The organism is Paracoccus sanguinis (assembly GCF_012689545.1).
GTDB classification, from domain to species: Bacteria; Pseudomonadota; Alphaproteobacteria; order Rhodobacterales; family Rhodobacteraceae; genus Paracoccus; species Paracoccus panacisoli.
This window is the reverse complement of sequence record NZ_CP051542.1, coordinates 1,546,226-1,563,279: the sequence shown is the minus strand read 5'-3', so window position 1 is coordinate 1,563,279 and position 17,054 is coordinate 1,546,226. Positions and strand designations below refer to the sequence as shown.

The window sequence follows — 17,054 nt, the reverse complement described above, 5'->3', positions numbered from 1 at the left end:
AAAGAACGCTTGATCCCGTTCGACTATAGAACAAGCCGTCGCTAAGCCGCACACGAGGCAGGATCTTTTTCTTGCGTACCAGGCCCCAGTCTGCAGACGTATGCTGGATGACGAGTGCCTACATCATCCACACCGAACGGACCACTCTCCTTGTCTCGTTCAACCGCACCATAGCGTTCCCCGTCAGCGCCTCCACCTCCTCGTTCAACCTCATCCCCATGCTGATCAGCCCGTGCAGGGCGGCGTGGGCGTAGACGAAGGTGTCGAGGGCCTCGTTGCGTTCGCCGTCGCGCTTGGGTTGCCAGGAGCGGATGGGGCGGCCCTTTTCGAAGCGGGTGACGACGCGTTCTGCCGTCAACTGGCGGAAGTAATCGGCATCGAGGCGGCGGGGGAAGTGGATGGCGCCGGGGCCGGGTTCGGTCAGTTTCAGACGGGCGTAGACCGCGTCCTTCACCGCGTCGACGCCGACAATGAACAGTGGGATCTTTGCCTTGTTGCTGCGGGTCGGGCGGCGGGGCCAGACCGGGATGGCGGGACCGCCACGTCCCTTGATCGCCCAGATACGGCGGGCGAGGCGCGTGCGACAGAACTCGTAGGCCATCTTGGTGTGGTGGCCGCCGGTATCCACCGCCACGGCGCGCACCGGCAGGTCGCCATAGGTGCCGTTCAGGACATCATCCAGGTCGGACCACAGGCGCGGGCCGGAAGGGTCGCCCCACAGCACGCGGTAGTCGATGACCCACGCCTCCTCGTCGCGGCCCCAGCCGACGATCTGCACCTCGATCCGGTCGCCCTGGACATCGACGCCCGCTGTCAGCACGGCCACGCCGGGGGCGAGGTCGCTGCCCCAATCCTCGCGCCGGGCCATGAGCGGATCGGCGGGAACAGTATCGCCTGCCTGGTCCTCCCAGGACTCGCCCAGCTTGGTGTTGACCCAGACCTGCAGGCGGGCAGGATCCTTGGCAACGCGCGCATGCTCTTGCGCGATCTCGGCCCATGTCTCCCATGGCGAATAGAGCGATGACAGATGGAACCCGGCGGTGCGGCCGTCGCCCGGCGCGGTCGGGTGCCATTCTCCAGCGGCCAGCAGGCGAGGCTTGTCGTGCTCGTGATGGACGCCGCCGCAGGCGTCGCAGATCAGAAAGGCGGCGTCGCGCTGCCCCTCAGGCCAGCGGATGCGCGCCCAGGTGATCGGGGCCATGTCGCCGCAGTGTTGACAGGGCACGTGGAAATACCGCTGGTCGCTGTCGAGGTAGGCCGCCTCGATGCGGGAATGGCCTTTCAGGGTGGGCGTCGAGACCATGTAGATCTTGCGCCGCCCGCGGAAGGTGGTGGTGCGCTGGATCGCCAGATCGACGGGGTCGCCTTCGCCATCGGCATCGCCGGGATAGCCGTCCACCTCGTCCAGGAACAGATACCGCACCGGGGTGGACCGCAGTCCGACTGCGCTGTTCGCGCCGGTCATCACCAGCTGGCCGCCGGGGAAGGATTTGCGGAACAGGCTGTTCCCGGCGTCGCGCGACCGGGGCGCAGAAACCAGATCGCGCAGGGCAGGCGTGGCCTCGATCAACGGGTCGATCCGCACGGTCGTGTTGCGCCGCACCATGTCGAGCGAGGGCATGACCAGCATGGCGATGCCGGGGGCGTTCTGGATGATGTAGCCCAGCCAGTTCAGCCCGGCCTCCGAGCCACCGGTCTGCGCGCCCTTCATCAGCACGACCCGTTCATAGGGGCTGGAGGTGGACAGGGCGTCCATCACAGCCCGCAGATAAGGTGTGCGATCCGTGCGCCAGCGTCCCGGTTCTGCCGAGGTTGGCGGCAGGATGCGATGCCGGTCGGCCCAATCTGAGACTGGGATCGGTGGTTCGGGGCGGATGCCGCGCCGCCAGGCGAGGTCGATGTCAGGCACCATCGCCGAAGCTCCCCAGTGGAAGGTCGGCCAGATGTTCGAGATGTTCGCGCATCATCCGGTCCAGCGCGGCAAAGGTGGCACGGGGATCGGCGCCCACCTCGGCCGCCAGCAGCGGGGCTGTGCGCTGCACCCACGCCATGTGGGCGTCGCGTTCAGCACGGGCGCGGGCGAACACGGTGCGGGTGGCGGCGGCGGTTTCGACCAGTAGCCCCTGTTCCTTCTCGAAGGCCAGCTTGGCGCGCTGCACCTTCACGATCTCATGCAGCCGCTTGGCCTCGGCCAGCGTGGTCGAGACGCGGGCAGGCGTGGCAGCGGCCCCACCCTTGTTGCGGCGGGCAGGGTCAAGGTTGTCCTCGATCCAGGCCAGCCCCACCGCCACGTCGATCTGCCCGTCTGCGCGGACCGGCAGACCTTCGGCCACCAGCTGCGAGATGCGCCCCTTGGTCAGGCCAACGCGCGCGGCGAAGGCGGTCTTGGTCTCGGCGCTGTCGAGTTTAGTCATTTCCGCCCCCTGACGCTGGCGGGCCAATGCGCTGCGCTCCCCCGCATACGAATTGGCCCGGGAGGAACCGCCGCTTTCCCGATCCTTCCCGATTGACGCCCCTCAGACCGGCCGGAGCGGCGCTGCGGATGACGCAAGAATGACGCAGGAATGACGGGTTTCGGGGCGTAAGTCGTTGATAGTGTTGAGATGACGCAGCTGCCCAGAGAACATTTTATATAGGGGGTAATCTGAACCTTCAGGGTTGGGTGGTTTTCCCCTTCTATCAAAAAGGTTGGAGCCAAGTGCGTCATCGCAACACTTTCAATGGGTTGCGGCTGAAAGTCCGTCATTCTTGCGTCACCACTGCGTCACTGTGATGCCGAGGAAGAACCGGCCTGCGCTGGTGCGCTTGTGCTGGATCCCCGCCACCTGCGCCTGGACGCGCTGCACGAAGCCGTTGATCGCGGGGATCTTCTCGGGCTTGAACCCCTCGGCCTGCGCCCAGTTCTGGAAGCGGAGGTGTGCATCGCGGGTGGCAAGCATCGGGCCGCCGTTCACGATGGGCACGACCTTCACACAGGCGTCGATCCATGCCAGCACCGGATCTTCGCCCAACACCCACTCGATCAGCGCCTCACGGCAGCTTTCCGGGATCGCGAAGTTGCGCTGGCGGATCAGCCGCGATGCACCTTCGACCGCCCATGCCAGCAGCAGGTCGGCTTCCTCGGAGGCGATGCGCTTGCCGATGTCCTCGATCCGCTCCTCGAGGGGGATGGTGCGGGTGAAGGGGATCAGCAGCAGGCGGCGCTGCACGCCCCGGTCCACGCCGCCCTTGAAGCTGGGCAACTGGTTCGCGGCGAACAGGTTCTGCGCCACCGAGCGGAACTCGACCCGGCTTTTGTAGACATCGCGCCCCTCGATCGGCTCGCCGGTGACGACGGACTTGAAGATGTTGGAGGCGATGGCCTCGGGCGACAATTCGTCGGAGGCGTTCAGGAGTTTCCCGACGAGGCCGGTGACATGCCGCTCGTCGCCCATCTTGGCGGCTGGGACGCAGCATATGGCGCTGGCGGGCAGAAGGCCTCGCGCCAGGTCGAGGATCTGGCTCTTGCCGTTCTCGGCCGTCTTGCCATGCAGGACGACGGCGCGGGGCTGCACGAGGCGCGTGGCATAGCCCAGCGCGGCCGAACCGCAGACCTCGGCCAGCAGATCGCATTTGGCCTGTGCGTCCGGGTCGCCCTTGAAACTCCCGGTCAGCAGTCGGCGGAGCATCGAGCCTTCGGGCGGGATGCCAGCGGTGCCGGGAAGCCAGCGGCCGGGCAGGGTGTGGCGGCAGCGGTGATTGCGATGATGCGGTTCCAGATGTGGCGTGCCCGTCGCATCGAAGCGCAGGAAGCCCGAGGCGCAGTTGATGCCAGCTGGCGGCGTGTCGAAGAAACCGGGCTCTGCGCAGAGGGCTGCACATTCGTTCAGGACGGAGTTGACGCGGGTCTGGGTCAGCTTGACGTTCGAGGGCTCGCCCGAGGGTGTCTCGAAGCTCGCGCCGTCATAGGCATGGACCGGCAGGCGCAATTCTTGGGCCGGGATCGCCTCCCAATGGGTGCCGCTGTAGCGCCAGAACTCGCCTTCGGCATGAACGACGCGGCCATGGCGTTCCGTCAGGTCTTCGCGGACGCGCTTCGCCATCTCCACGTCCGACCCGATGTAGAGGCGCTTGCGGCCCGTCTCGGCCTGGTCCGGGCGAAACAGGTCTGCCCCGGCGATCCGGTTGCGAATGGCCTCCTCGCCCTCGCGCAGCAGCACGTCGTTGAAGTCCTGATCCTCGGGCGGGGTGGCGATCATCACAGTGAGCCCGCGCAGGGCAAGGGCGGTGGCGGCGCGGGTGATCATTCCCTCGGCCTTGCTTCCGGGCGCATCGCCATCGCGGGCGATGATGACAGTGGCCTTTTCGGGGACGGGTGCGCGGCCGATGTTAGAGACGCCGAGGCAGGCCCAGACCTCCTGACCGGTGGCCTGCCAGACTGACAGCGCGGTTTCGACACCCTCGCAGAGCACGAGCGGTTCGCGGCCGGGCAGGCGCACGGCGGAACGTTCGCCCCAGCCCTCGACAGCCTTGTTGGTGCGCTTGACGGGATTGACTGGGGCCTTCTTCCCCTCGGCCGTCAGATAGACCTGCTGGATCGCCAGCACCTCGCCCGTCGCATCTGTCGCCAGCGCGACCATCGCGCCATAGCTGCCATAAGCGTTCCGGCGAAAGCGGATGCAGTTGGGGGGCTGAACGGCGATCCCGCGCCCGACCAGATAGACATGGGCCGGTGTGCCATTCGGAACCTCGGTCTGGCGCACGATCTCTGCCACCTTGGCTGCGAGTTCGGCTTCCGACAGTTCCACGGTGCGGGCCGGGCCAGATGCCGGGGCGTTGGCGGGTTTGGTGGTGGCGGGTTTGGCGGCGGTCCAGGACGCAGGCATTTCCGCATCGCCCAGCCAGTGGCGCGCCCAGTCCCACGCAGCCTTTTCGTCCATCCCGAAGTGATGACGGATCAGTTCCGGCCCAGCGCCGCCCGTTCCGGCCTCGTGGTCATACCAGCGCCCGGCGTCCTTGCCTGCGATTTCCACCGCGATGCTGCCCTTGGTCCCGAAGCGCAACTGCTGCGCGCTGGACATGGCGCGGTTCGGAGTGCCGAGCAGCTCCACGGCGAGATCGGCGATCCGGTCGTTGAGGAGTTCCACCACCCGGGCCACGGAAATGTGCCGCGACGTACGACCTTTACGCGTGGGCGGCACGTCGTTGAAGTCGAGCGGATTGTCCTGAAGGGTCATGGGGCGGGGTCGCTATGCATCTGATGGAGAATGGAGCCCGCGACCGGATCGCGGACCTCAGGACATTTGCGGCTGCCGTCACTCGCCCGGGGTGAAACGCTCCTGCTGCGCGATCCAGTTCAGTAGCGTGCTTTTGCGGGCGCAAATCACCGAGCCCATCTTGAAGTGCGGCATGCCCCTAGGGGCCTCGCCGGTCAGGTAGTAGACCTTGCGGCGATGCTTCACGTCGCCGAACATGAACCTGGCGATCTCGTCCGCGCCGCGGAGCAGGTCATCGCCGAGCGTCACCTCGGATGCGGTCTGCTGAAGGTTCTCGACGGAACCGGGGTGCTTGGTCATGGCTGGGTCTCCTTTCTAGGGCAGGGCGTCCTGCAGGAAGTGGGCGTCAAGTCCGTGGAGTCGGCGCCAAGCGGCGCGAACCTGCATGCTGATGTTGATGCTGGCGGTGCTCAGCGCGTTGGCGCGGGTTGCCATGGCGAGTTTGTAGATGCGTTCGACGGTCGCGATCTGCGCCGGGGTGGTGATGTTGGCGAGCTTGCTGCGCCCCTCTGGACTGCCAAGCAGCCATGGCAGCATCTGGAAGGTGTCCTTCGATGTTGCGTAGCCGAGGATCAGGGCTGTTTGTCCGGGTGGCGCGTCGCTGAAAAGGATGGCGGAAAGAGGTGGCACCCGCAGGAACAGGAACTTCCGGTCGATCAGGTCCAGATACCAGTCGTCCTCCGAGGATCGGATCAGCGCGCCCGCGTCGGGTAAGATGGTCTCCGCAATTGAGGCTGTCAGCGCAGCCCATGTGCCAGTTCGAGTCTTGGCCATTGCCTCTGCCACGATCCGGATGTTCCAGGCGAAGTGCTCGCTGATCGCGGCACCGATCGAGGCGATCAGCACGTCCTCCTCGCGCCACATGCGCTTGAAGCCGCCATGCTCCTTGGGGGTTTTCTGCGCCTGAATGGCTCCGGCGGCTTGAAGGACACGCAGGCTGGGCAAGGGCACTCTCGATGCCGCCACCGCTTCCGCGTCGCCATGCAAGACCAGTTCGGGGGCTTCCGCACCGTTCCATTCGCTGGCTGTCATTGATGAGGGTTCCGTTCATGAACTAAGGGTTTACACTCGAAACGGTACGTTGCAAGTGCATATGAGATGGTTCATATCACCAATTAACGGGCTTTGACAACTGGTCCCGTTTCTTACGCTTACGGAGGGAACCCATGGCCACAATCCGCAAACGCACACTGCCCTCGGGCCTGGTCCGGTGGCAGGTGGATTTCACCGACCAGGCGGGCAAGCGCCGGTCAAAACTGTTCCCGCGCCGCAAGGACGCCGACGTCTATCTGGTCAAGGTCCGCTCGCTGGTCGCCAACCACACTTATCTTGCCGACAGCGACAGCACGACCGTGGCCGGGGCCGCGCAGGCGTGGCTCGACCATTGCGAGGTGCGCTGCAAGACCGGGCGGCGGATGGAGCGGTCCACCCTGCGCGGCTACAGCGACTATGTGCGCCTGCACATCACCGCGCCCGGGATCGGCATCGGGGACAAGCTGATCGCCCAACTGACCCGCCGCCATGTCAACGAGTTCCGCGACCGGATGCTCCTGAATGGCCGCTCCGAACACCTGACCCGCCGCGCGCTGTCGGTGCTGAAGCTGGCGCTGGACCATGCCATCGACAATGGCCAGCTGTTCACCAATGCCGCCCAAGGGGTGCGGGTGATCAAGTCCAGCCGGATCGAGCACAAGGCGCCGGTGCCGACCAAGGAGGCCATCCGCGCCCTGATCGAGGCGGCCGACGAGGATTTCAAACCGCACCTGATCGTCTCGGCCTTGGGCGGGTTGCGCGCCTCCGAACTGCGGGGCCTGCGCTGGCAGGACGTGGATTTCGACAAGGGCTTCCTCCGCATCCGCCAGCGCGCCGATTGACCTGCCACGGGCTTTTTCCTCCATCTGTGACTAGAGTCCGGCCCAACGAGAGGACGGACGAAGATGAAGAAGGCACGACGGACCGAGGAACAGATTATCGGTATCCTTCAGGAGCATGATGCCGGCGCGAAGTGCGCAGATCTGTGCCGCAAGCACGGCATGTCGGAAGGCACATTTTACGCTTGGAAGGCGAAGTATGGCGGGATGACGGTGTCGGAGGCGAAGCGGCTGAAGGCACTCGAGGACGAGAACGCCAGGCTGAAGCGCTTGCTGGCTGACCAGATGCTCGACATGGCTGCGATGAAAGAACTGCTGTCAAAAAAGTGGTAACGCCCGCCGTGAAGCGCGAGGCTGTCGCGCACCTGAAGGCCCATCTCGGGCTGTCGGAGCGGCGGGCGTGCCAGATTGCCGGGGCGGACCGGACGATGGTGCGCTACCAGTCCCAGCGAGCGCCGGACACGGCGCTGCGCGGGCGGTTGCGGGATCTGGCCAACGAGCGGCGCAGGTTCGGCTACCGGCGGCTGTTCGTGCTGCTCAGGCGCGAGGGAGAGCCATCCGGGATCAACCGCATCTATCGGCTTTACCGAGAAGAGGGCTTAACCGTGCGTAAACGCAAAGCGCGCCGCAAGGCCCTCGGAACGAGGGCACCGATCCTGATCGAGACACGAGCCAATGCACGGTGGTCGCTGGACTTCGTCCATGACCAGTTCGCCTGCGGGCGGCGCTTCCGGGTGCTGAACGTGGTTGACGACGTCACCCGCGAATGTCTGGCGGCGATCCCGGACACCTCGATTTCGGGCCGCCGCGTGGCTCGGGAACTGACGGCGCTGATCGAACGCCGCGGCAGGCCTGGAATGATTGTCAGCGATAACGGGACAGAGCTGACATCGAACGCGATCCTGAAGTGGTGCGCCGAGCACAAGGTCGAATGGCATTACATTGCGCCGGGCAAGCCGATGCAGAACGGGTTCGTCGAAAGCTTCAACGGCAGGATGCGGGACGAGCTTCTGAACGAGGCCCTGTTCCGCAACATCGCCCATGCCCGTGACCTGATCGCTGCCTGGGTCACGGATTACAACACCGAAAGGCCCCACTCGGCCTTGGGCTACCAGACCCCTGTAGGGTTTGCCGCGAACCTGAACCCCGCAATCGCCCGCCCCGCTGCGCGAGATGAAAGCTCCGCGCGCCGGGCGATTGCTCAACCCGCGCCAACAGGCGTAAACAAAAACCGGGCTCAGGTCGCCGTTGGATGAAAGTTCAGTGGCAGGTCACGATGCCTACAACCAGATGGGCGAGCCGAAATCCCGCGCCGGGTTCCGCGACATCCCGGCCGGGCCCATGGTGCTGAACGCCCTGCGCCGCTGGAAACTGCGCTGCCCGAAGAACGACCTCGATCTGGTCTTCCCCGCGCCACAGGGCGGGATCCTGCAGCACACCAAGACCCAAGCCCGGTTCCGCAAGCTGCTGGAAAAGGTCGAGGTCACGATGCGCTGGCACGACCTGCGCCACTTCGCCGTGTCGCTCTGGATCGAGCAGGGCTTCTCGATAAAGGAGGTCATGACCTTCGCGGGCCATTCCTCCATCCAGATGACCATGGAACGCTACGGCCACCTGTTCCCCTCGCCGGATCACCAGAAGGCGATGGCCATGGTTGAGGCGAAGCTGCTGGGGTAACGAGTGTTCGCTCTCTTACATGAGTCTTAAGTCAATGGGCTTGCTGTCTTGTGGCACTGTTCCCGATGCAATGAGCCGTCATCTGGGCAAAGAGATGCATCTGCAAATAGCCCTTCATCGACACTAAGGCAGTTCTGCAGCGATTTGGGGCTCTTTGGTGTCGGCGTCGACGCTCCGCCAAGGTCGGAGGGAGTGTTTATCCCACTCGTTTCATGTTAAGTCCACGGACAGGAGACTGCGAACCTTCGAAACGGCCAAAAGGAACTTCTCCCCCCATTGAGCAAACTGCTCGAGCGGACGCCATCTCTTGGCTGAAATCGTACTGAACCCTGCTGAATTTTCTGCCTACACACAGATCGGCAATACCCGATTCCACCTGAACCGCAGGCCAGATTCTCGTGTCAAAGAGGGCTACCACAGCTCCATTTGAAATCTGGTAATAGATGGGTTGCTCAACCTCGGGCACCTGAACACTGGCTTCGCAGGAAGCCAACAACGCAAAGGCAGTCGCGGATACAAAGAAACGCATCATTTTCCATCTTCCGAAATGTCCAAGCCGTGTCGAGCTCTCAAGATACCCTTGCGTGATTTTGCCACCGTATCAAGTGTTTCGCTCCCCGAATGGCTACCGTGATCAAGTCCAAGCCGTTTCGGTGAGCGGATTACCTTATCTGGCCAACGGTTTGCGGCTGTTCCGTGCGACACGACGCCGACGTTGTGGACCTGAAAAACGTCTAACAATCGGAAATTGCGTGGTTATTTTGGATGCGGGGGTAGCCCTCATAACCTGAAGGTCATAGGTTCAAATCCTATCCCCGCAACCAATTCTCCCCACAGTTCCGCACGCACAAAAGCCGCCCCAAGGTAAGCGTCCGTCCTGGCCGCCCTGCCGCGGGGTGAGAGGGGCGGATAGTGTCCACCATCGATAGTGGACACTATGGTGATGTCGTGGCGCGTCGGACGAAGCGGCTCTGGACGGACGAGGAGAAGCGGTCGATCTGCTTCCAGACGGCTGCGCCGGGTGTTTCCGTGGCCCAGGTTGCCCGGCGCTACGCGGTAAACGCGAACCTGATCTTCAAGTGGCTGCGCGATCCCCGTTATGCGCCGGACCCCGCCTCGGCTCCGCCCCTTCCAGAACAGGCGCGCTTTCTGCCGGTAGAGATTGTCGCGGAGCCCAGGTCTGCCCCGGCAGGACCTGCCGCCGACAGTTGCATCGAGATCGAGCTCGCGGGCGGGCATCGGATGCGCATCAGTGGCAACTACGATCCTGGGGCGCTCGCGCGGCTGATCCGGGGGCTCACGGTATGATCCCGGTTCCGGCGAACACGCGGGTCTGGTTGGCCGCCGGGGTGACGGACATGCGCAAGGGCTTTGCAGCCTTGGCGGCGCAGGCCGAGGCTGTGCTGAAGCAGAACCCATTCGGCGGGCATCTTTTTGTCTTCCGGGGCCGCCGGGGTGATCTGGTCAAGGTCATCTGGTGGGACGGCCAAGGGGCCTGCATGTTCATGAAGCGGCTGGAGAAGGGCCGGTTCGTCTGGCCCTCGGCCAAGGAGGGGAAGGTGGCACTGACGCCTGCGCAGTTGTCGATGCTGCTGGAGGGGATTGACTGGCGGGCCCCGGAACGGACGTGGCGGCCTCTGGCGGCGGGATAGTCCACAGGACCTGTAATCAATGATTCCCACAAGGAATCCCGTGGGATAAACTTCCCGCATGCTCGATCAGACCCTGGCCCTGCCGGAAGACCCAGAGGAGCTGCGCAGCTTCACCGCGCGGCTCTTGGCCGAGGTGAAGGCCCAGGCGATCCTGATCGAGAAGCTGCGGCACCAGTTGGCAGGGCACCGCGCCCACCGGTTCGGGGCATCGTCGGAGACGGCAGAACAGCTTCAACTGGCGCTGGAGAGCAGCGAGATCGCTGCTGCCGCGATGACCGCCCGGATGCGACTGCCGGACATCGAGGAGAAGGACAAACCCAAGCGCCGCCCGATCCCGGATCATATCCCACGGATGGAGGTCGAACTCGGCCCCGGTGCCGAGGCTTGCGCCGATTGCGGAGGCCGTCTGCGCCGGATCGGGGAGGATGTCACCGAGGAGTTGGAGTATGTTCCCAGCCGGTTTATCGTGAACCGGATCGTCCGGCCGCGCCTGACCTGCACCTGCTGCGAACGGTTCGTCCAGGCCCCGCTGCCCTCTCGCCCCATCGAGCGTGGCCGCCCGGGGCCGGGTCTGCTGGCCCATGTGCTGGTCAGCAAGTATGCAGATCACTTGCCGCTCTATCGCCAGAGCCAGATCTTCGATCGTGAGGGGCTCGATCTGGATCGCTCGACGCTGGCCGACTGGGTCGGCAAATCCACTGCCTTGCTTGAACCCCTCGCTGACGCCATCGGTCGCCATGTCCTGTCGGCCGAGGCGATCTTCGCCGACGACACGCCGGTCAGCATGCTCGCCCCGGGCACCGGCAAGACCCGCACCGCCCGGCTCTGGACTTATGCCCGTGACGAACGCCCTTGGGGCGGCTCCGCGCCGCCCGCTGCCTGGTATCGCTTCTCGGGCGACCGCAAAGGCCAGCACCCCAAGGATCACCTCGCCCGCTATCGCGGCTGGATGCACGCCGACGGCTATGCCGGGTTTGAAGACCTCTACCGCTCAGGCGCCATCCGCGAGGTCGCCTGCATGGCCCATGTCCGGCGCAAGTTCGTCGACATCCACCGATCCCAGGGCTCTCCGATAGCCCAAGAGGCCATAACTCGGATCGCCCGGCTCTATGCCGTGGAGAAGGAGGCCCGTGGCGCTCCGCCTGATCGCCGTGCCGAACTGCGACAGGCCCATGCCGCCCCCGTCTTCGACGAGCTGGAGGCGTGGCTGGCGATGCAACTCACCACGATCTCAGGCAAATCCCCGCTAGCCGCCGCCATCCGCTACGCCCTGACCCGCATGCAGCGTCTGCGCCCCTACCTCGACCACGGCATTCTCGAACTCGACAACAACGCCGCCGAACGCGGCATGCGCGCCGTTGCCCTCGGCCGCAAGAACTACCTCTTCGTCGGCTCGGAAGCAGGCGGAAAGGCCGCCGCCATCGCCTACACCCTCATCGGGACAGCCAAGCTCAACGCCGTCGATCCACTCGCCTGGCTCGCTGATACCCTGGCCCGCATCCCCGACTACAAGATCACAAAGGTCGACGATCTGCTCCCATGGCGATGGAACGGGTAGCGGTCAGGCCGGACGCTTACGCCCCAAGGGGCGGCTTTTGCGTTTGTAGGCGAGGGGGGAGCGGCTAACCACGGGCGTGCCGAAGCGCAGCCGTCGCTAATGCCGGACAGCCGAGCGTCGGCCGGGCAGCCCTTGCGTCGAGCATCTGGCGGTGCCTCACAAAGGCGGCCTTAGGGTAAGCGTCCGGCCTGACCGCTACCCGTTCCATCGCCATGGGAGCAGATCGTCGACCTTTGTGATCTTGTAGTCGGGGATGCGGGCCAGGGTATCAGCGAGCCAGGCGAGTGGATCGACGGCGTTGAGCTTGGCTGTCCCGATGAGGGTGTAGGCGATGGCGGCGGCTTTTCCGCCTGCTTCCGAGCCGACGAAGAGGTAGTTCTTGCGGCCGAGGGCAACGGCGCGCATGCCGCGTTCGGCGGCGTTGTTGTCGAGTTCGAGAATGCCGTGGTCGAGGTAGGGGCGCAGACGCTGCATGCGGGTCAGGGCGTAGCGGATGGCGGCGGCTAGCGGGGATTTGCCTGAGATCGTGGTGAGTTGCATCGCCAGCCACGCCTCCAGCTCGTCGAAGACGGGGGCGGCATGGGCCTGTCGCAGTTCGGCACGGCGATCAGGCGGAGCGCCACGGGCCTCCTTCTCCACGGCATAGAGCCGGGCGATCCGAGTTATGGCCTCTTGGGCTATCGGAGAGCCCTGGGATCGGTGGATGTCGACGAACTTGCGCCGGACATGGGCCATGCAGGCGACCTCGCGGATGGCGCCTGAGCGGTAGAGGTCTTCAAACCCGGCATAGCCGTCGGCGTGCATCCAGCCGCGATAGCGGGCGAGGTGATCCTTGGGGTGCTGGCCTTTGCGGTCGCCCGAGAAGCGATACCAGGCAGCGGGCGGCGCGGAGCCGCCCCAAGGGCGTTCGTCACGGGCATAAGTCCAGAGCCGGGCGGTGCGGGTCTTGCCGGTGCCCGGGGCGAGCATGCTGACCGGCGTGTCGTCGGCGAAGATCGCCTCGGCCGACAGGACATGGCGACCGATGGCGTCAGCGAGGGGTTCAAGCAAGGCAGTGGATTTGCCGACCCAGTCGGCCAGCGTCGAGCGATCCAGATCGAGCCCCTCACGATCGAAGATCTGGCTCTGGCGATAGAGCGGCAAGTGATCTGCATACTTGCTGACCAGCACATGGGCCAGCAGACCCGGCCCCGGGCGGCCACGCTCGATGGGGCGAGAGGGCAGCGGGGCCTGGACGAACCGTTCGCAGCAGGTGCAGGTCAGGCGCGGCCGGACGATCCGGTTCACGATAAACCGGCTGGGAACATACTCCAACTCCTCGGTGACATCCTCCCCGATCCGGCGCAGACGGCCTCCGCAATCGGCGCAAGCCTCGGCACCGGGGCCGAGTTCGACCTCCATCCGTGGGATATGATCCGGGATCGGGCGGCGCTTGGGTTTGTCCTTCTCCTCGATGTCCGGCAGTCGCATCCGGGCGGTCATCGCGGCAGCAGCGATCTCGCTGCTCTCCAGCGCCAGTTGAAGCTGTTCTGCCGTCTCCGACGATGCCCCGAACCGGTGGGCGCGGTGCCCTGCCAACTGGTGCCGCAGCTTCTCGATCAGGATCGCCTGGGCCTTCACCTCGGCCAAGAGCCGCGCGGTGAAGCTGCGCAGCTCCTCTGGGTCTTCCGGCAGGGCCAGGGTCTGATCGAGCATGCGGGAAGTTTATCCCACGGGATTCCTTGTGGGAATCATTGATTACAGGTCCTGTGGACTATCCCGCCGCCAGAGGCCGCCACGTCCGTTCCGGGGCCCGCCAGTCAATCCCCTCCAGCAGCATCGACAACTGCGCAGGCGTCAGTGCCACCTTCCCCTCCTTGGCCGAGGGCCAGACGAACCGGCCCTTCTCCAGCCGCTTCATGAACATGCAGGCCCCTTGGCCGTCCCACCAGATGACCTTGACCAGATCACCCCGGCGGCCCCGGAAGACAAAAAGATGCCCGCCGAATGGGTTCTGCTTCAGCACAGCCTCGGCCTGCGCCGCCAAGGCTGCAAAGCCCTTGCGCATGTCCGTCACCCCGGCGGCCAACCAGACCCGCGTGTTCGCCGGAACCGGGATCATACCGTGAGCCCCCGGATCAGCCGCGCGAGCGCCCCAGGATCGTAGTTGCCACTGATGCGCATCCGATGCCCGCCCGCGAGCTCGATCTCGATGCAACTGTCGGCGGCAGGTCCTGCCGGGGCAGACCTGGGCTCCGCGACAATCTCTACCGGCAGAAAGCGCGCCTGTTCTGGCAGGGGCGGAGCCGAGGCGGGGTCCGGCGCATAACGGGGATCGCGCAGCCACTTGAAGATCAGGTTCGCGTTTACCGCGTAGCGCCGGGCAACCTGGGCCACGGAAACACCCGGCGCAGCCGTCTGGAAGCAGATCGACCGCTTCTCCTCGTCCGTCCAGAGCCGCTTCGTCCGACGCGCCACGACATCACCATAGTGTCCACTATCGATGGTGGACACTATCCGCCCCTCTCACCCCGCGGCAGGGCGGCCAGGACGGACGCTTACGCCTTAGGCAGGTTGCCAGCCAGTGCAACCGGCGCGGAATCCACCACCCCAAGGGTTATCGAGCGGGTAGTTGAGCCCCGAGCGGGGCAGTCCCGCTGGTGTGGGCTCTCTGATCCATGGCGGGCGGACGCTCCGTGCACTCTCGCGAAAGGCCAGCGGCGAGAACACCGGTTGAACCTCACGCCGTAAAGGCGCTGCAGTCCGCGTAAGTCCACCCGGGCAGCCGCTGGCCTCAGTCTTCACCAAGATTGTCAGCAAGCTGGCGACAGCAGCTACCTCCAGCCAGCGTAACGCGCCCATAAGCCGCCTGTCGCTGAGCGACGGCCAGTCCGGCGGCAGTCAGTTTTGCGAGCGGCGCACGCTGATCGACGTGCCGGTATGGTTAGAAAAAGTGCCCCGACACCAGTTCCAGACCAAGGCCACCCCATTGCAGACATTATCGTGCTCGCGTCCGGACATGCGCTTTGCCGCTGCCCCTTCGCCTCGCGAGCCGACCGATTGGCAAGGGCAGGCAGACTCTCTCCGGAGGCGGCTAGCGACGCAAATAGCAACGGCAGAAAAAACTCTAGTCCAGACCTAGGCCCACAACCGCGCACAAACGTTAACGCGGCCCTAGACCAGGGCCGCGTTATTGACTTCACAACCGGCCCAGCCCCCTCAACCGAACGCCCGCACCAGCCCCAGCGTGATCGCCGGAAAGGCGATCAGGATCCCGATGCGGATGAAGTCCGAGATCAGGAAGGGCATCACGCCCTTGAAGCTCTCCCACATCGGGACGTCACGGGCCATGCCGTTGATGACGAAGACGTTCATCCCCACGGGCGGAGTGATCAGCCCCACCTCGACCACCACCACGGCGAGGATGCCGAACCAGATCAGCGTGTCCTCGCGGCTCATGCCGAAATCCAGACCGCCGATGATCGGATAGAAGATCGGGATCGTCAGCAGCAGCATGGACATCGAATCCATCACGCAGCCCATCGCCAGGTAGAGGACGAGGATCGCCAGCAGGATCAGCATCGGCGAATGACCCGCCTCAACGATCATCTGTGCGGCGAGCATCGGCGCCTGGGTGGCCGAGAGGAAGGCGTTGAACATCTCGGCGCCGAGCATGATCAGGAAGATCATGCCGGTCGTCTTGGCGGTCCCTTGCAGACACTCGATCAGCCCCGAGAGCCGCATCCCGCCATGCACCACGGCCAGCACGAAGGCACCGAAGGCGCCGACGGCGGCGCCCTCGGTCGGGGTGAACCAGCCGCGATACATCCCGACGATGACGACGCCGAAGATCACGATGATCGACCAGGTTTCCTTGAGGCTGGCGAGGCGCTCGCCCCAGCTCGCCGCCGGGGCGGCGGGGCCGGCGTCGGGCCGCAGCCGGACGAACACCGCCACCGCGATCATGTAGCCGATGGCGGCGAGGATCCCCGGCACCATCGCCGCCACGAACATCTTGGCGATGTTCTGCTCGGCCATCAGCGCATAGAGAACGAGGATCACCGAGGGCGGGATCAGGATGCCGAGCGTGCCCCCCGCGGCCAGCGAGCCGGTCGCCAAGGCGCCGGAGTAGTTGTAGCGCCGCATCTCGGGCAGGGCGACCTGCCCCATGGTGGCCCCGGTGGCCAGCGACGAGCCGCAGATCGCGCCGAAGGCCGCGCAGCCGCCGATCGAGGCCATCGCCAGACCGCCGCGCAGATGCCCGAGGAACGCCGCCGCCGAGCGGTAGAGCGCCCGGCTCAGCCCGGCGTGGGTGGCGAACTCGCCCATCAGCACGAACAGCGGAATGACCGACAGCGAGTAGGTCGAGAACTGGTAGTAGGTGTTGGTCTTGAGATAGGCGAGCAGCGGCATCCAGCCGTTGACCAGCCCGTAGCCTCCGACCCCGACCGCCAGCATGGCGACGGCGATGGGGATGCGGATCGCCATCAGTGCCAGCAGCACCGCAAACCCCGTCAGCCCGGCGGCAATCCCCGTCATCTCCGCGCCTCGCGCCAATGTCCGATCATGGTGAAGAAGGTGGTGACGATCAGCAGCGTCATCGCCGGCAAAACGAGGGTGAAGACCCACCAGACCGGGATGCGCAGCACCATCGACTGCTCGCCGTACAGCCGGAACTCGGACGCGCCGTGCCACATCCGCCAGGTCAGCAGGATGCCGAGGACCAGATAGACGAGGTCACCCAGCGCCTCGAGCGCGTGGTTGGTCCGCGCGCCCGCCTTCATGGTGAAGAAATCCACCAGCACGTTGCCGCCGGTGATCTGGCACCACGGCAGGAAGCAGGCCACGACGATGGCCGAGCCGAGCTCGACCATCTCGAAGTCGCCGGCGATGGGCGCGCCCAGCAGCGAGCGGCGGGTGATGCTGGCGACCGTCATGAACAGCATCGCCATCAGCACCATCCCGCCGATGGTGGCGAACCACCGGCACAGCGCGACCAGCCAGCCCGGCACGGGGACCGGGTGGGCGTGTTCGGTGAGCGGTTCGGCCTCGGCCATCGCCG

16 protein-coding genes are annotated in these 17,054 nt (G+C 65.3%); 6 read left to right on the top strand and 10 right to left on the bottom strand.

The annotated features are described in order from the left end of the window. Positions 1–118: 118 nt before the first annotated feature. The 5 genes from HGN31_RS07435 to HGN31_RS07415 all read right to left on the bottom strand — a co-directional run bounded on the left by HGN31_RS07435 (position 119) and on the right by HGN31_RS07415 (position 6,287). Positions 119–1,912 (bottom strand): phage terminase large subunit family protein, encoded by a 1,794-nt coding sequence (locus tag HGN31_RS07435; RefSeq protein WP_168782810.1) that lies wholly within the window; start codon positions 1,910–1,912, stop codon positions 119–121. Continuing rightward, positions 1,902–2,414 carry a hypothetical protein gene (locus HGN31_RS07430; protein WP_168782809.1) on the bottom strand — a complete coding sequence of 171 codons (513 nt, stop codon included), beginning with the start codon at positions 2,412–2,414 and terminating at the stop codon, positions 1,902–1,904. The genes HGN31_RS07435 and HGN31_RS07430 overlap by 11 nt, the downstream gene beginning before the upstream one ends. Positions 2,415–2,753: 339 nt before the next feature. Continuing rightward, positions 2,754–5,216, bottom strand: coding sequence for a DUF7146 domain-containing protein (locus tag HGN31_RS07425; RefSeq protein WP_168782808.1), 2,463 nt, complete (start codon positions 5,214–5,216; stop codon positions 2,754–2,756). 78 nt (positions 5,217–5,294) lie between these two features. After that, positions 5,295–5,555: a hypothetical protein gene (locus tag HGN31_RS07420; RefSeq protein WP_168782807.1), complete on the bottom strand. Its 261-nt coding sequence runs from the start codon at positions 5,553–5,555 to the stop codon at positions 5,295–5,297. Between the two features lie 15 nt (positions 5,556–5,570). Continuing rightward, on the bottom strand, positions 5,571–6,287 hold the full coding sequence (locus tag HGN31_RS07415) for a hypothetical protein (RefSeq protein WP_168782806.1): 717 nt from the start codon (positions 6,285–6,287) through the stop codon (positions 5,571–5,573). Between the two features lie 134 nt (positions 6,288–6,421). Here HGN31_RS07415 and HGN31_RS07410 point away from each other — a divergent pair, with 134 nt between their 5' ends. The 6 genes from HGN31_RS07410 (at position 6,422) to tnpC (HGN31_RS07385) (ending at position 12,013) form a co-directional block, all read left to right on the top strand. Continuing rightward, positions 6,422–7,129, top strand: coding sequence for a site-specific integrase (locus HGN31_RS07410; RefSeq protein ID WP_244961175.1), 708 nt, complete (start codon positions 6,422–6,424; stop codon positions 7,127–7,129). Between the two features lie 63 nt (positions 7,130–7,192). Next, positions 7,193–8,382 (top strand): IS3 family transposase gene (locus HGN31_RS07405; RefSeq protein ID WP_168781936.1). Its coding sequence is split into 2 segments (ribosomal slippage): positions 7,193–7,445 and positions 7,445–8,382, totalling 1,191 coding nucleotides; the frame shifts between segments, so codons are not numbered across the junction. A gap of 7 nt (positions 8,383–8,389) precedes the next feature. After that, positions 8,390–8,803, top strand: coding sequence for a site-specific integrase (locus tag HGN31_RS07400; RefSeq protein WP_244961174.1), 414 nt, complete (start codon positions 8,390–8,392; stop codon positions 8,801–8,803). A 912-nt stretch (positions 8,804–9,715) separates the two neighbouring features. Further along, a complete protein-coding gene (gene tnpA, locus HGN31_RS07395; protein WP_036712921.1) occupies positions 9,716–10,111 on the top strand; it encodes an IS66-like element accessory protein TnpA in 396 nt (131 codons plus the stop codon). Further along, positions 10,108–10,455, top strand: coding sequence for an IS66 family insertion sequence element accessory protein TnpB (tnpB, locus tag HGN31_RS07390; protein ID WP_168782219.1), 348 nt, complete (start codon positions 10,108–10,110; stop codon positions 10,453–10,455). Before tnpA (HGN31_RS07395) ends, tnpB (HGN31_RS07390) begins: the two co-directional genes overlap by 4 nt. A gap of 58 nt (positions 10,456–10,513) precedes the next feature. Continuing rightward, on the top strand, positions 10,514–12,013 hold the full coding sequence (tnpC, locus tag HGN31_RS07385; RefSeq protein ID WP_168781947.1) for an IS66 family transposase: 1,500 nt from the start codon (positions 10,514–10,516) through the stop codon (positions 12,011–12,013). Between the two features lie 195 nt (positions 12,014–12,208). Here tnpC (HGN31_RS07385) and tnpC (HGN31_RS07380) read toward each other — a convergent pair whose 3' ends face one another. The 5 genes from tnpC (HGN31_RS07380) to HGN31_RS07360 form a co-directional block, all read right to left on the bottom strand. After that, positions 12,209–13,708 carry an IS66 family transposase gene (gene tnpC / locus HGN31_RS07380; protein ID WP_168781947.1) on the bottom strand — a complete coding sequence of 500 codons (1,500 nt, stop codon included), beginning with the start codon at positions 13,706–13,708 and terminating at the stop codon, positions 12,209–12,211. Positions 13,709–13,766: 58 nt separating this feature from the next. Further along, complete coding sequence (gene tnpB / locus HGN31_RS07375) at positions 13,767–14,114, bottom strand: IS66 family insertion sequence element accessory protein TnpB (protein WP_168782219.1); 348 nt, start codon at positions 14,112–14,114, stop codon at positions 13,767–13,769. Further along, positions 14,111–14,506 carry an IS66-like element accessory protein TnpA gene (tnpA, locus tag HGN31_RS07370; RefSeq protein ID WP_036712921.1) on the bottom strand — a complete coding sequence of 132 codons (396 nt, stop codon included), beginning with the start codon at positions 14,504–14,506 and terminating at the stop codon, positions 14,111–14,113. The genes tnpB (HGN31_RS07375) and tnpA (HGN31_RS07370) overlap by 4 nt, the downstream gene beginning before the upstream one ends. A gap of 705 nt (positions 14,507–15,211) precedes the next feature. Continuing rightward, positions 15,212–16,531 (bottom strand): TRAP transporter large permease, encoded by a 1,320-nt coding sequence (locus tag HGN31_RS07365; protein ID WP_168782805.1) that lies wholly within the window; start codon positions 16,529–16,531, stop codon positions 15,212–15,214. After that, positions 16,528–17,049: a TRAP transporter small permease gene (locus HGN31_RS07360; protein WP_036734288.1), complete on the bottom strand. Its 522-nt coding sequence runs from the start codon at positions 17,047–17,049 to the stop codon at positions 16,528–16,530. The genes HGN31_RS07365 and HGN31_RS07360 overlap by 4 nt, the downstream gene beginning before the upstream one ends. Between the last annotated feature and the right edge of the window lie 5 nt (positions 17,050–17,054).